General features: G+C 42.2%; 15 protein-coding genes. 3 read left to right on the top strand and 12 right to left on the bottom strand.

Annotation, left to right across the window (positions count from 1 at the left end):
- The first annotated feature begins 4 nt into the window (after positions 1 to 4).
- A complete protein-coding gene (locus tag CHY_RS12695) occupies positions 5 to 934 on the top strand; it encodes a GGDEF domain-containing protein (protein ID WP_011343872.1) in 930 nt (309 codons plus the stop codon).
- Here the strand turns inward: CHY_RS12695 and CHY_RS04350 are convergent.
- The 6 genes from CHY_RS04350 to CHY_RS04325 are packed head-to-tail and all read right to left on the bottom strand — an operon-like array spanning position 923 to position 7,029.
- Positions 923 to 1,576 carry an ATPase gene (locus CHY_RS04350; protein ID WP_011343871.1) on the bottom strand — a complete coding sequence of 218 codons (654 nt, stop codon included), beginning with the start codon at positions 1,574 to 1,576 and terminating at the stop codon, positions 923 to 925. The two genes, CHY_RS12695 and CHY_RS04350, sit on opposite strands and share 12 nt — an antisense overlap.
- The gene (locus tag CHY_RS04345; RefSeq protein ID WP_011343870.1) at positions 1,573 to 1,836 is read right to left on the bottom strand and encodes a hypothetical protein; all 264 of its coding nucleotides are present in this window, start codon (positions 1,834 to 1,836) and stop codon (positions 1,573 to 1,575) included. The genes CHY_RS04350 and CHY_RS04345 overlap by 4 nt, the downstream gene beginning before the upstream one ends.
- The gene (locus CHY_RS04340) at positions 1,833 to 3,272 is read right to left on the bottom strand and encodes an AAA family ATPase (protein WP_011343869.1); all 1,440 of its coding nucleotides are present in this window, start codon (positions 3,270 to 3,272) and stop codon (positions 1,833 to 1,835) included. Before CHY_RS04340 ends, CHY_RS04345 begins: the two co-directional genes overlap by 4 nt.
- Entirely contained in the window at positions 3,262 to 4,257 is a 996-nt protein-coding gene (locus CHY_RS04335) for a metallophosphoesterase family protein (protein WP_011343868.1), read from the bottom strand. The genes CHY_RS04340 and CHY_RS04335 overlap by 11 nt, the downstream gene beginning before the upstream one ends.
- A gap of 5 nt (positions 4,258 to 4,262) precedes the next feature.
- The gene (locus CHY_RS04330; RefSeq protein WP_011343867.1) at positions 4,263 to 6,113 is read right to left on the bottom strand and encodes an ATP-binding protein; all 1,851 of its coding nucleotides are present in this window, start codon (positions 6,111 to 6,113) and stop codon (positions 4,263 to 4,265) included.
- 16 nt (positions 6,114 to 6,129) lie between these two features.
- Positions 6,130 to 7,029, bottom strand: a complete 900-nt coding sequence (locus tag CHY_RS04325; protein ID WP_011343866.1) for a DNA double-strand break repair nuclease NurA — start codon at positions 7,027 to 7,029, stop codon at positions 6,130 to 6,132.
- Between the two features lie 168 nt (positions 7,030 to 7,197).
- On the opposite strand from CHY_RS04325, the gene CHY_RS04320 reads away from it, so the two are divergent.
- Positions 7,198 to 8,613: a hypothetical protein gene (locus CHY_RS04320; protein ID WP_011343865.1), complete on the top strand. Its 1,416-nt coding sequence runs from the start codon at positions 7,198 to 7,200 to the stop codon at positions 8,611 to 8,613.
- A 52-nt stretch (positions 8,614 to 8,665) separates the two neighbouring features.
- Here CHY_RS04320 and CHY_RS04315 read toward each other — a convergent pair whose 3' ends face one another.
- The 5 genes from CHY_RS04315 to CHY_RS04295 form a co-directional block, all read right to left on the bottom strand.
- Entirely contained in the window at positions 8,666 to 8,872 is a 207-nt protein-coding gene (locus tag CHY_RS04315) for a hypothetical protein (RefSeq protein WP_011343864.1), read from the bottom strand.
- Positions 8,873 to 11,377 (bottom strand): heavy metal translocating P-type ATPase, encoded by a 2,505-nt coding sequence (locus CHY_RS04310; RefSeq protein ID WP_226986725.1) that lies wholly within the window; start codon positions 11,375 to 11,377, stop codon positions 8,873 to 8,875.
- Positions 11,378 to 11,497: 120 nt separating this feature from the next.
- Positions 11,498 to 11,749: a cation transporter gene (locus CHY_RS04305; RefSeq protein WP_011343862.1), complete on the bottom strand. Its 252-nt coding sequence runs from the start codon at positions 11,747 to 11,749 to the stop codon at positions 11,498 to 11,500.
- Between the two features lie 13 nt (positions 11,750 to 11,762).
- Positions 11,763 to 12,029: a metal-sensitive transcriptional regulator gene (locus CHY_RS04300; RefSeq protein WP_011343861.1), complete on the bottom strand. Its 267-nt coding sequence runs from the start codon at positions 12,027 to 12,029 to the stop codon at positions 11,763 to 11,765.
- Between the two features lie 90 nt (positions 12,030 to 12,119).
- Positions 12,120 to 12,716 (bottom strand): TatD family nuclease-associated radical SAM protein, encoded by a 597-nt coding sequence (locus tag CHY_RS04295; RefSeq protein ID WP_011343860.1) that lies wholly within the window; start codon positions 12,714 to 12,716, stop codon positions 12,120 to 12,122.
- Positions 12,717 to 12,795: 79 nt separating this feature from the next.
- Between CHY_RS04295 and CHY_RS04290 the strand changes: the two genes are divergently transcribed.
- Complete coding sequence (locus tag CHY_RS04290) at positions 12,796 to 13,155, top strand: TIGR04086 family membrane protein (protein ID WP_011343859.1); 360 nt, start codon at positions 12,796 to 12,798, stop codon at positions 13,153 to 13,155.
- Here the strand turns inward: CHY_RS04290 and CHY_RS04285 are convergent.
- Positions 13,111 to 14,331: a two-component system sensor histidine kinase NtrB gene (locus CHY_RS04285; RefSeq protein ID WP_011343858.1), complete on the bottom strand. Its 1,221-nt coding sequence runs from the start codon at positions 14,329 to 14,331 to the stop codon at positions 13,111 to 13,113. The genes CHY_RS04290 and CHY_RS04285 overlap by 45 nt on opposite strands.
- Positions 14,332 to 14,364: the final 33 nt, after the last annotated feature.

Genomic DNA, 14,364 nt, shown 5'->3' with positions numbered 1-14,364 from the left:
AAAGATGGAGCAAAATTTAACAAAAGGGCTGATTTTGCTTTTATTATTGGTCTTTAATGTAAACTCCCCGGTTCTTATTTTGCTGCTATTGACATTATCCGGCTTAATTTTTGTCTATAATTCTCATCTAAACAGGTATTTAAGTAAGCCAATGGTGGTGACAGCGACCTACTTTTTAAGTACCCTTTATTTTACCTTCAACTGGAACGATTTTGCTTCTTACCCTTTAATTTTTCTTTTAAACCTATCTTTAAAAAGTGTCCTCTTTTTCCCGGCTATTTTCACCGGGATGCTACTTTCTACTATTTTTTATCACACCCCTTTTGATTTGACAAGTATTTTTAAACCATTCTTAACAATAGCCTTAACGGAAGTATTAATTAAAGTAAATTTAAAGGAAAAAACCAGCCAAAGGGAAAACTATTCCGCAGAAGAAGTAAGGGAGCTTTTAAATCTTTCCTATACCGACAACCTCACAGGCTTATACAACCGGCATTTTTTAGAAAAAGAAGCAAAAATAATTGACCGGCAAACAAGCCAGTCAAATTTTGAATACGCAATCTTAATGGCCGACATTGATTTTTTTAAGCAGTATAACGACTCTTTAGGTCATTTAGCCGGAGATGAAGCACTAAAAAAAATTGCCGGTATAATCAAAAACTCTGTTAGGAAACAGGATAAAGTCTTTCGTTTTGGGGGAGAAGAGTTTCTTATCCTTTTACCGGAAACCTCTCCCGAAAAAGCACGGCAAATAGCCGAACGAATCCGAAACTCCGTGGCTCGCGATCTGGAACTTTCCCTTACCATAAGTATTGGCATCGGACACTTCCCGCAAAATGGGAAATCTTTTCGGGAAGTATTAAAAGCTGCCGACAGTGCGCTCTACCAGGCAAAAAATAAAGGGAGAAATACCGTTTGTCCCCTAAAGGTTTAACTCCCTTACTTCCGAAACCCCTTCTTTTAACTCCACTAAAAACGCTTTATCGGCAATTCCCGCCAGGTTTTGATTGTGCGTAACCATTATTACCTGCCGGTTAAAATGGCGGGATGTTTCTTTTAAAAACAGGGCAAGAGAACCTACAAACTCTTCCGATACGTGTTTTCCCGGTTCATCTAAAAGCAGGGGACCTTTAATTTTTGGTTCAACGGCATTTAATAAAAATATTCTTAAAGCTAAGGACAGGATGTCCACCACTCCGCCGCCCCGGGCATCTTCCGGGCGGTTTTTTACTTTTAAGCTACCGTAATCGGATACCACAAAAAACTCGGCAGTATTGGCTCCGGCCCGCTCGGAAAGTTCTATTTCCAGGCTTATTTCCGGGCCAAACACGTACTGCAGAGTGCTTGTAGCAATATCTTCCAGATATTTTTTCGCCTGTTCCCGGGCGTATTGCCCGGCCACCAGTAAGAGATAACGGGTTTTTTCGAGTTTATCCCGCTCCGCGGTAAGCTCTTTTAACTTCTCTTCTTTTTCCAAAAGTTCTTTTTCTATTTGCTCCTTTTGACCCTTCCGAATAAGATAATACTGTTCTAATTGATTTAACGCTTCCTCTAACTGTAAAAGTTTTTCTCTCATTTGGCCTTCGCCTCTAACTTTTCAATTAAGTCCCAGGGAATTTCCCGTTCCATTTCAGCAATTTGCCGGGTCAGCTCTTCTTCCAGGCGCTTGATTTCTTCCTCCAATTTGTCCGGCTCAACCCCGAGTTCTTCAATTTGCCGCAAGAGTTCTTTTTCCTGTTCCTGAACGTGCATTAAAAGGGCTTCCGCCCGGTTTTTATGGTTTAAGGCTGTGTCTATTCCCTTTTTTAATTGATTGAGCTTTTCTTCAAAATTCATCGCACTACCTCCCCAAAGATTATCTTTTGCACGGTTATTTCATCCAGAGGTGTATTACAGGTCGGGCAGCGTCCGGCCTGCAGGAGCGCCTCTCTATACTGATCTTGCAGGCTAACTACCTCCTGCTTAATTCTCTCAAGTTCCCTTTCCTGCTCTTTTTTCCTCCGGTGTATCCCCGAAAGGTTATGAAAGAGAACCGTTAACTGTTCATACCTTTTTAATTTTTCTTCAAGATTTTTTAAAGTTTGGGCCAATTCCGGTATTTTCCGGTATTTGTAAATAATTCCCGCGTAATAAGTTTTATGCCTGCCAAGTTTCTGTAACTCCTGGTATTTACCAAGTAACTCCTGCTGTTTTTTGCAGTCGGGCAATATCTCCTGGTATTTCCTTGCGGTAACTTCCACCGGAGTTAAGATACTGATTATATACAGAAGTTTTCTTTTCTGTTCGCTAATCTTTTGCCGTTTTTCCGCCAATTGCTGTAAAGTTTTTAGCTTAAAGTAAGTATCCATAGCTTCCTCTAAATACTCTTTCGCCCTGGGTAGCGCTGTGGTGTGGTTTAGAATTTCCAGAGCTTCTCTTTTCTTTTGTAGAATTCCCGTATAACTTTCCTTTAACTTTAAAAGTTCCTGATAACGTTTATACAAAGCTTCGATTTTCCAAAATTTTTCTACCGAGACCACCCCAAATTTTTTAACTATATCTCTATTTTCTTGAATTTTCTGCCTTACCTGTTCCAGATTTTCCCGAAGGGCGGTTAAGTTATTCAAGCGTTCAATAACACTTTGGGCAATAAATTTTCTGGTTTTTAAGTTATTTAATCTTGCGGAAAGGTGCGGCAAATCCGCAAACTCCTCAAGTTTTTCTTTTAATGCGGCAATTTCAGTATTTTTATAACGTATCTCTTCATCGATGTTCCGGATATCCCGGGATACGTTTTTCGCCGCGTAATCCAAAAGATGCACCCCTTGAAACTGCCCGATAGCTTTGGCCTTACGGGTGGCCGATTCGAAAAGTAAAAAAGGCGGTTCTAACTGGGTACTTAAATTCAAAGCTACTTCCCAATCTTTATCCAGGCGGATTTTTTGCACTCCCAAAACTTCGCTAATTTCCGGTGGTACCTCCTGACCAAACTTTTCGAAAACTACCGGTGCTTCCCCGGGTTTTATTAAAACATAGCGGTTTTTCCGGTCGCTCCTTTCCCGGGAAACAATTAAGCCGTTAGAAAAATGGGCGGTCACCCTTGCTTCCCTTTCTCCTACCCGGATAAACTCGCTCCCTTTGGGTTCGTTGTAAAAAAGCCAGCGCAGCGCCCGGATTACCGCCGTTTTCCCGCGGTCCGATTCTCCAACGATGACATTTAAGCCCGGTGCAAAATTAAATTCCGAATATTTATGGGACTGAAAATTTACCAGAATTAATTTTTCAAGGTACATCGTCTACCTCCTCCCGGGCCATTTCTATTTCCGCTTGAGCTATTCTTTTTAAAGCTTCTTCCCGGACTTCTTCCGGTAGCTGTTCTTTTTGGGCAATTTCCCGCAGGATATTTTCCAGCTTTAAACTGCGGAAATCCCCGGATGATCTTACTTCGCTGATTATCCGGGCTAACCGTTCTTCCCGTAACTTCATTTCCGTCGCCTTTTCAATATTTAAGACCTGCTCCCCGGGTAGTGCTGTTTTTAAGGGCAAAAACTTAGTAGTAATTCCGTCTTTCCCAGCTTCAATTAAGACCATTTGCGGCCAACGGTTTACTTCCGCCGGCAGTACCGTGGTTCTAACTAATGCTCCGGGATTTATAAATTTTTTATTGTTAACGACGATTTCGTTAAAACCAAGATGAGCATGACCCGTTAAGGTTAAATCAGCTTCGGTTTCTTTAATATCATCAATTAAGGTATACGCCACCGTCTGGAAAAAAGGCCGATCTAAAAGCATACCGTGGACAATGTGAATGGCAAGGTCCGCTTCTTTATTTTTTACCAGATAGCCTTCCCGCCCCCGTTCGGTATCGAGGTCAAAGTGATAACCCTGCCCGGTAAGCTGCAAGCTTATTCCGTCTTTTTTAAAGAAAACTTTTTCTCCCGGTTCTAAAATTTTTAAAAGCCCTACCTGACCCAGCAAGCCCAGCATGGTGCGGTTTAAAGTTTGCGGGTTTTGGCCAAAAAGGTCGTGGTTGCCGGGAACAATGTAAAACGGTTTCCCCAGTGCTTTTAAAAATCTTACCACATCACCAACAACGTTTACCGCAGGATTGGGAATTTCAAACAAATCCCCACCGTGCAAAACGGCCTCCACCTGAAGGTCCTGGGCTACCTGTACCACTTCCTCCATTTTTTTTCTTAAAGTTTGGGGAAAATCATCCATCCGGTTTTGGGGCGAATTCCCGCGAAAATGGGTATCGGTTATATATAAAAAACGCATTTTCTCTACTCCTTTAAAACATACTCGAAACCAAAGGGACCGTGATCAATTTTTACGAAAACCCCCTGTTCCACCTGGTCATTTAAAAAAGCGATAATTTCATCATAACTGATTTCCCGCCCTAACTCATCGCCAATATACGGTAACAGGGCGTTCAGCGAAGTGGTTCTAATGGGGAGAAATTTTTTTAATGTTGCCAGTAATTTTTCCGAAGCTACTGATGTCTTTTCGACTAACTCATCAAAAGGATTCTCCGTATACGGACTCTTGGTGTGAGCGGCTCGAATTTTTACCGGTACGGTTCGCCCGATCCAGGCAGAGCTTATATAAGCTAAACCCGAAGGCAGGTAGGGAAGTTTGGCTGCCTCTTCCCCGGTAATATCCGTTTCTTCCCGAATGGTGCTGATATCGGTAGCCCGAACGGTGCGGAAAATAAACTTGGTGGATAGCTGGGCGGTAATAGTTTCATCCAAAAGGGCCGGCCGCTGGGTGGCTAACGTCAGGAATACCCCGTATTTTCGTCCTTCCTGGGCAATTTCCCGCAATATTCTCCGGGTAGGCGTTTCTTTCTCTCCCTTAGGGGCAAAGTTATGCGCTTCATCGGTTACGATAAAAAACGGGGGAAAATATTCGCCGGTTTCTCCGAAAGTGCGTAAATCCACGTAATTTCGCCGGGCATAGTACAGCTTTCTTAAAAGATAGGCAGAATAAATCTTAAGTAAGCTCAAATTTCCCCGGATAACTACCGTTTTTCGCTGAAGCAAAGCCTCCTGGGCAATCGCTACCGATTTGGCAAAAAGATTTTTGGCTCTTAAACTTTCAAAGCGCCAGAGAATACCTTTTAAACTCTGGTACTGGTTTACCCGGTAGCCGTATTTCTCATAAATTTCCCGGACAAACAGGTGTCTTTTTAAAGTTTCTCCTTCCAAATAATCGGGTACGGGCCCTTTATATAATTTTTCATTTTCCAAAGCTTCCAGTAATGCTTTGATTTTTTCCCCAAAGGTAACCTCACTATCTTTTCCCGGTTCAAATAAAGCTTCCACGGCACTTTCCATCGATTCGCTAATGCTGCTTATGGCATTTAAAAGACTCACCAGTTCCGGAGTGGTAAGCTCCGAAAATCTAATCCCCACTTCGTCCCCAATTTTTAATGAAAGATATCTATCCCGGTAATCCCGGGCAATTTCTTTGGGGATTCCCGGATAGGGTTCGGAAAACTCCATCTCCCCGTGGGGATCAAAAACGAGGCAGGGAATTTTCTTGGCCATTAATTCTTCCAAAAGGACCCTTAATCCAAACGACTTACCCGAGCCTGAACCCCCAAAAATTCCTATATGTGGGTAATCAGCCATAGAGCGGTAGTCAAAAATAAAGGGAACGCCTTTTCCCATTACCGGCCCTGTATTTTCAAGAAGACAGTACAAGTTAGAATATTCCGGCGGCAGTGTTCCTAAAGCTTCGCTTCCCGCAATCTCCCCTAAGATCAGTCCTTTATCCGGTGTTTGGCGTACTAACAGGTCCGCTACTTCGGGAAAAGTCGGAACCCTGGCCGGGGAACCAACTTTTACCGGAAGGGCCGCCGTATCCAGGAGGCGAACGTAAGCAATATTAACTTCTTCATCGGCAAGATTAAAGCCAAGCCTGGTTAAGCTATCAAAAACTTTTTGGTCAAGGACCGTTCCTTTCTCAAAGGACAGGGGAAGATAGCGGTTTATGGCTTTAGCTTCAATGACTACCCCCCGTAATTTTCCCAAATCCGGGTCTTCGATTACTAAAATTTCATTAACATAAAACTTTTTTCTCTCCGACGCAAGATAAACAAACTGCTGGGTGCTAACACCAACAACCCGCACCTTTGATCCTCTCCTTTTAAAGTAACCGTTCTTCCCTAAGCGGCCGTAAGTATAACTCTAAAATTTCTCGGTCAAAACAAGAAGCAAGGAGTATCTCTACCGCTTCTTTCGATAATTTAGTCTTGGAATCGATGACATCAAGGAAAAAAGGAATTCCGCGAGAATCTTCCGGCGTTAGTGCATATAAAAGCTCTAACGCCATCTTCGCCCGTTCTTTTTGACTCTCTAAGAAATCCACCGCGATAGCCTGGGGATGCCTGCTAAGTCTTGCAAAAACCGTAAAGAAACCATCTTTTAACGTTTCGTCAAAGAAAAGTGCCTCTCCGGGATTTAAGAGGCCAAAAAGAATTTCCCGGTCGTAAACCCCTATCTGGTCGGTTACGATTTTGGCAATTGCCTGAGACTGGGCTTCTTCAATAATTCCAATTCCCAAGACATCCTTTTCCAAAAGGGCCTTTTCCACCTGTTCCCACCTTTCGGGAGCGTGCCGGCGGTAACGGATAAATCCCCCATCAAAAAGCATTATATCCGGCTTAAACCGGTCTATTGCCTTTAATGAAGCTTCAAGCTCTAAAGCCGGAAGCACACGATCTTTGGGGTCATCGTCCGGTTTATCCTCTAAAAAAGGTGCTTTGACATCGCTTACTATAATTTTATCGCCTTTCGGGGTGGCCGCATAGGCCTGGAAAAAAAAGATGCGATAGGGGTAGACTCCGTAGTAATTTACCGAACCGTCTATTCCGGTAATGAGGAGGTTTTCGTTGCTGTCATAATTCTTAAGGTTAATAAATTTAGCTCCACGGTTTTTAAGCATTTCTCTTATGGCCACCCGGTTTTTTAAATTTTCCCGGCGGTTTTTTAATAAACTGTTTAATTCACGAAGTTTATTTTGGAGTTCCGGACTTAAATCAAACATACGTTTCACCTCGATAAATAAATTCGTCTTATTTTTTCAATTCCCTGCACCATTTCACATATTTCAGTCTACCTTTACTTAAAAAATATTTTTTTCTTCCGAATTAATTAAAAGAGGGGTATTTAGTCCAAGGACATTCGAGTTTACTAAAGTTTAGGAGGTATTAGCGTGAAGAAAGCCAAGCCTTACCCCCTAATCCTGGTTATCACTTTTATCGCCTTAGTTTTCTTTAGCTTTATTTCCCTGGGGGAAGTACAAAAAGGTCTGTACGTCACTATAAGTCCACCGGTGTTTAATGGCAAAAATTTAACGGTTGCTGGTTATTCTACCGCCGACACCATTGGAGCTGCAATCTACGATCAAAACAATCAAGAAAAGCTCTTTAAATCAACTTCCGTAAAAAGCGGAAAATTTTCTTTGTCGTTAAAAAATACCGATTTAAAAAATTTCACTACCAGTGCTTTTTATAAAGTGTATATCTTTGATTTAAATAACACAATTGCAAGCGGTGTTTACGAGTACGTTTATTTTGATAATATAGCTCCTGACATTTCCGTATCTTCCACTACTTACGAAGTATACGACAAAAACAATACCGTAATAACGAAAAGTTACTTTGACCCCGTTGCTGGGGAAAAGTTTATTGCCGAGTATAACCTAAGTGAAAACAGTTATGTAACCGTGCAAGTGGCAGCCTATGATAATGTTAAAGGTAAAGGTACAGTGGTAGCCACTTTATTAAACGGTGTTCCGCAAAAAGCAGGTGCTAATTTTGTCACCTGGTCCGGGCTTACCAGCAGCGGTAAATTCGTAAACAATGGTAGTTATGTATTTGTCTTTACTTTAAAAGATCTGGCTGGCAATACCAAAAACAATTATGTCTCACCGTTGATAGCTATAGTAAAAAAATCCAGCAATACTAACGGTGTTACTTTTAAAGGATACGACCTGGTAATGCCCGGTGCAAGCGATAACTATCACGCTGTTGCTCCCAAAAAATTCCTTAAAGCTACCTTTAACTTTTTTGAGCCTCCGGGTGCGGTTTCCCTTTTAGTTTACGAAAAAGGTGTTAACTCGGAGGTCTATACCCTTTATCCAGCCTTTAAGCTTGGAAGCAACACCTTAAACTTTTCCGTCTACGGTAACCCTGTTTTTAATTCCGTAAGTTACGGCGTATATTATTTCCGTTTACTGGGTAGTGATGTAACCGGTAATCCTTTCGATATCTACAGCAATTATTTTGTACTGGATAATCGGTCACTAAGTCTGGGTACAGTAAGTGTAAATAGCGCCGTATATAATAGAACCGCAAATGGTTACAATTTTGCCAGCATAAGCTTTACCTTGAGCCGTCCGGCAATGGTCACTGTCCAAATTTTAGATAGCTACAACAGAGTTGTAAAAAATCTTATAAGCAATAACTTTATGGATGGTCCGGTGCAAATTGCCTGGGACTTAAAAAACGCTATAAGTTTTGTCGCCCCCGGTATCTATAAGGTGAAAATAACTGCAAAAGACCTTGGCGGAACTCAGATAGTAGATTCCTCAAAAACTATCGATGTAAAAAATGTAAATCCTTTTTAATGAATATTTAAAAAAGGCTAACTCCACTTCAATGGGAGTTAGCCTTTTTTCTTTACTTAACCTTACTCTTGTAATACGGTATTACCACCGGCATGGTTATTATCAGCATTAAAAAGGTAACCCAGATGAAGCCTCCAATTAGTTCGGTTAAGCGATAATCACCGGTGACCAAAGCCAATGCTAAAAAAACAAAACCCGTTAACAGAGATAACGTCCAGTATATCACCCGGCTTTTTCTCAATGCTTCTTGTTCGGTCATTTAACCCACCGCCTTTCCCGAAGGCTTAAATCTTTTCAAAAGAAGCGTATTTAAAGTCACCGATACCGAGCTAAACGCCATCAAAAGAGCTGCCAGCTCCGGGCTTACTAACGCCTTGGTCCAGGGGTAAAACACTCCCGCAGCAAAAGGTATCCCCAGGGTGTTATACACAAACGCCCAGAAGAAGTTTTGCTTGACCTTGCCAAAGGTAGCCCGGGCAATGTCCATGGCATTGACAATATCGACAAGGTCTCCTTTTACTATCACCACTTCTCCCGCTTCCTTGGCGATGTCCGTACCGGTACCCATGGCTATCCCCACATCAGCCTGAGTTAAAGCTGGGGCATCATTTATTCCATCTCCGGCCATAGCTACCATATAACCTTTTTCTTGATAAGCTTTAATCGCTTCTACCTTACCTTCGGGTAAGACGCCGGCCACCACTTCGGAAATACCAACCTTTTGGGCGATAGCCCGGGCGGTAACTTCGTTATCCCCGGTCAGCATTACCGGAATGTAACCTTTTTTCTTTAAAAGTTCAATTGCTTTGGCGGAACTTTCTTTTACTGTATCGGCTAGGGCTATAACTCCAACCAACCTATGATCGGCTGCAAAGTACACCAATGTCTTGCCTTCCCCTTTAAGTTTTTTGGCAATTTCTCCGGCCAGTGATGTATCCACCCGGTTTTCCTGCAAGAACTTTTCGCTTCCCGCCAGTATGTTTACCCCGGAATACGTGGCCATAATTCCTTTCCCCGGTATATTATGAAAGGTTGCAGGCTCAGAAGGCTCCTTTTGGTTTATTTCCCGGTATTTTTTAATTATTGCCTGGGCTAAAGGATGTTCGGATAATTTCTCAGCCACTCCAGCAAGTTCCAAAAGTTGCTGTTCATTTATTTCAAAAGGAATGAGGTCCGTCACTTCCGGTTCCCCTTTGGTTATGGTACCGGTCTTATCGAAGGCTATTACTTTGACCTTGGTCATTTTTTCAATTACCTCGGCATTTTTAAACAGGACACCGTACTCCGCACCTTTTCCGGTTCCAGCCATGATCGCACTGGGCATAGCCAGGCCCACCGCACACGGGCAGGAAATTACCAGCACCGTTAAGCTTATCAGCATCGAAAACCCGAAAACTCCCATTTCGGCAATCTTGGCTGGTGACATGAGAAAGCGAGTTTCAGGAGTAAAATAGGCCTGGTAACCGTAAAAAAACCAAAAGAAAAAAGTAACCAGCGCCAGAATGTGCACGCCGAGAATAAAATTGCCCGCTACCACATCGGCAAGTTTTTGCAAAGGCGCTTTGGTGGTTTGAGCTTCCTCCATAAGTTTTATAATCCGGGAGAGAGAGGTTTCTTTTCCCACCCGGGTAGCCTTTACGGTTAAAGCTCCCGTTTTAATGATACTACCTCCAAGAACCATGCTGCCTTCGCCTTTATCCACCGGCAAACTTTCCCCGGTCAGCATGGATTCATCTACAGAAGCGGTTCCCCGTTCAACCACCCCATCCACGGGAATTGTCTCCCCGGGTCTTACCACCACCAGGTCGCCTATTTCCACCTCATCGGCCGGAATTTCCTTTTCTTCACCGTTTATTAGCACCCGGGCGGTTTTGGGCTTTAGGCTTATTAATTTTCTCAAGGCTTCCGAAGTTCTTCCCCGGGTTAGCGCTTCTAAATAACGGCCCAAGATAATAAACGCCGTTAAAAGAGCCGCTGACTCAAAAAAGGTCGCCTTCGGCCCGCCAAAACCGGCATTGGGAAATAGGGTATTAATTACTGCTATTAAATACGCCGACCCAATACCGGTAGCGTATAAAAGGTTCATATCGGTTACTCCGCGCTTTAACCCCTGATAACTTTTAACAAAAAACTCATAACCGCCATACAAAACCACCGGTGTGGTAATGGCCATCAAAAAATAGTTGTTTCCCAAAAATTCGGGCACAAAATATTTAAATATCCACAAATGGCGCATGGTACCTATCATTGCCAAGATAGCCAGGGGCCATACTACTATCATTTTTAACCGCTGATGGCGGATTTCCTTTTCCCGGGCTTCTTTCTCCCTGGCCAAAGGGTCAATTTCCTCAAAATTAAAGATTTCATACCCCAGTTCCCGGATTTCCCGCTTAAGCCGGCCAACATCTAAAACCCCTTCGTAGGCTTTTACCGTAAGCTGCTGGGCAGGGAGATTTACTACGGCATCAAGGACGCCAGCAAACCCGCGGGCTGCCTTTTCCACCTTCTGCACGCAAGCAGCGCAACTCATCCCCTCGACCCGGAACTTATATTCAGCAACTCCCATCTCATAACCCAAATCCTCGATAACCCTGGCAAAATCGGAAATGCCGGTTTTTTGCGGGTCATACTTTACCGCCACCTGGTTATTAATAAGATTAACCACTACCTGTTCCACCCCGGGAACACCGCTGATACCTTTTTCTACCTTTTTCACGCAGGCGGCACAGCTCATCCCGTAAACCTTTAAATTAACCGTCTCCATCGCAATCACCATCCCCAAAGGCGCATCCCAACGCCAAACTTAGATTTTTTGGCGTTTAGTCGCAGGTAGCAATAACCATCCCTGATTTTGGTGTTAAAAAAAGGGGATTACTCCCCCTTTTTACTGTACGCCTACCACTTCATAGCCCGCTTTTTCTACGGCCGCTTTCATTTGTTCAACAGTGGCCAGGTTCGGGTCGTATAAAACGGTAGCCAGACCTTCAGCAAGATTGACAGCAGCCATTTTTACCCCGTTAACTGTATAAAGGGCTTTTTCCACAGACATTTTGCAGTGGTTGCAGGTCATCCCATCGACTTTTAAAACCACAGTTTGCTCTGCCGCATGATTGTGAGCTCCGCAATGTTCACACATTTTAAATTCCCCCTTATCGTATAAATTTATCCAAAACCTCTAAAAGTTCTTTGATTACCGGTTCTTCTTCACCGGTTTTAATCGCCCTCTTAACACACCCTTTCAGGTGTCCCTCTAAAATTAACAACGCAACTTTGTCGAGCGCCCCCTTTGCCGCTTCAATTTGATTTAAAATATCAATACAGTAGCGGTCTTCCTCCACCATTTTGGCAATACCTCGAATTTGCCCTTCCAAACGCTTTAACCGCTTAGTTATCCCTTCCTTATCGCGAACGTACATCTTCTCCTCCTATACCCCCGGGGGGTATTTCTTTGATTTTATAGTATTACATTTTGTCGTTTTTGTCAAGCACTTTTTAATTTTTTAATTTTAATTTCCATAAAACTCCCGCACGCGCAGCTTGACTCCCAGGCGTTCGGCAACTTTTTTAGTCTCCTCCACATCAACTCCTTCCCAGCGGACCACCGTAACCACTACCTCCGGTATATATTTTTTGCTTTCTTCGATAAATTTTAAAACTTCAGCATACGCCTCTTGCCCGTATCGGGAGCGGCTCACCTTCTGGTAAGCTTCGGCATCCTGAGCATTTAAACTGATGGAGATTACATCAACCAGCCCCTTGAGCTCCGGCAAAATATTTCTCCCATGATACCGGTTGGCAAGGCCGTTGGTATTGATACGAACTTTTTTGACCCCAATTTCTTTTAACCACCGGGCTACTTCCACCACCTCTTTTATTCTTAAAAGCGGTTCACCATAACCACAGAATACCACTTCTTCGTATTTTAACGGATCTTTTTCTTTTAGGGCAGCGATTATCTCCCCGGTATCCGGCTCCCGGTCTAACCAGAGGTCGTAACCGACCCCCTTCTCGGTTTTTCGGATGCAAAATACACAGGCATTGGTACACCGGTTAGTTAAGTTGATATACAAACTGTTACCAAGTTCATAGGCAATTTCTGCCATTTTCCTCACTCCTTCGGTTCTGAAAAAATAAGCTTGTTCATATTTTTTACTGAAGAAACGATGGTAAAGGGGGTATACAATGAACTTTAAAGCAGTTTTCTGGGGTACGATAATAGCCCTCGGAACTTTACTTTTCTTAGGTACGATCTTTGCCGTTATTTTTTATTATTTTATCACCAATTTTGCCTGGTGGACAGCTTTAAGCTTTGCGGTTCTTTTTATAAGCCTTTTAGCCGGCGGCTTTGCCGCAAGTCGCAGGGCGCAAAAAAAAGGCCTTTGGCACGGCCTTTTAATCGGAGTAATCTTTATCGTTATTTTTTTAATCGCGTCTGCAGTATTATTTCACACACCCTTTTCCTGGGTTTCCTTTTTAGAAAAAAGCTTAATTATCCTTTTAGCCGGCGCAATTGGCGGAATTTTGGGTGTGAGCATTTTCTAAGGGTAACGGAAGAGTAATTTCAAAGGTCGCCCCACCCGTTTCGTTGTTATATACTCTAATTTCACCCCCGTGTTCTTCAATCGTACGGTAACAAATGGCCAGTCCAAGCCCGGTGCCTTCCGGTTTTGTGGTAAAGAACGGTTCAAAAATTTTCGATCTTAGCTCTTCCGGAATTCCCGGTCCGTTATCCGCAATCCTTAAACCTATCTCGTTACTACCGTGTTCATAAAAAGTTTCAATTACAATCACCCCATCTTTTTGCAGGGCTTCAAAGGCATTATTTAAAATACTCGTAATGGCAAGATAGAGGCTTTCTTCATCTCCATAAAATAAAGGCAATTCTTTAGCCAGGTTTTTTACAATAGAAATATTGTTTAAATACGCTGTCGGAGTAAAATTTTCTACAACCTTTTCAATCAGGTAATTTAAGTTGAAAAAAGTTTTTTTAAGTCCTTTATCGCTTCCCAAAATTAATAACTCGGAAATAATTTTTTCAATCCGATTAATTTCCTGCAAAACGGTGTTTAAAAATACTTTACTCTCCGGGTCATTTAATTTTTCCTGGCCTAAAAGCTGGATAAACCCTTTAACAGTAGTTAAAGGGTTTCTAATTTCATGAGCCGTGCCGGTAGCAATAGTTTTAACCACCGAAAACTTCTCCTGGTTAATTAATTCCCGCGTTAATATTTGTTTATCTTTGGTATCCCAAAGTACCAAAACTGCTCCGGAAATTTCTCCCTTTGGCCCAAAAAGCGGATAACTTTTTCCCCAGAAACGCTTTACACAGTTCTTAACCTCTATCGGATAATTTTCTACCTCAAAGGTCTTTTTGTACTTCAAAGAATCCATTAAAATAGAGCGCTCCAAAACCCCGAATTTTTGAAAAAATATTTCATAATTTTTTCCTAAAATTTCTTCTTTTGTTATACCAAAGACCTCTTCAGCTCTACTATTTAAAAATATCACTTTGTTATTTTTATCTATTGCGATAATTATATTGGGAGAATTATCAAGAATGGTAAAATACAAGTAAGTGAGCCGGTTAAAACTCAAAATCTTTTTTAATATTTTACTTTTTTTGCTATTTTTAATGCTTAATGTAAAAAGACCTTTTTGATTAAAGACTAAGATTAACGTTAAAAGAAAGAAAAACGATATTAAAACACAAAAAATCATTAACTGCCCCCTTTAATGTTCATCATTCTATAA

It is taken from the genome of Carboxydothermus hydrogenoformans Z-2901 (genome assembly GCF_000012865.1).
GTDB classification, from domain to species: Bacteria; Bacillota; Z-2901; order Carboxydothermales; family Carboxydothermaceae; genus Carboxydothermus; species Carboxydothermus hydrogenoformans.
Note: the sequence above shows the minus strand (reverse complement) of the source record. Positions and strands in the feature narration are given on the sequence as shown.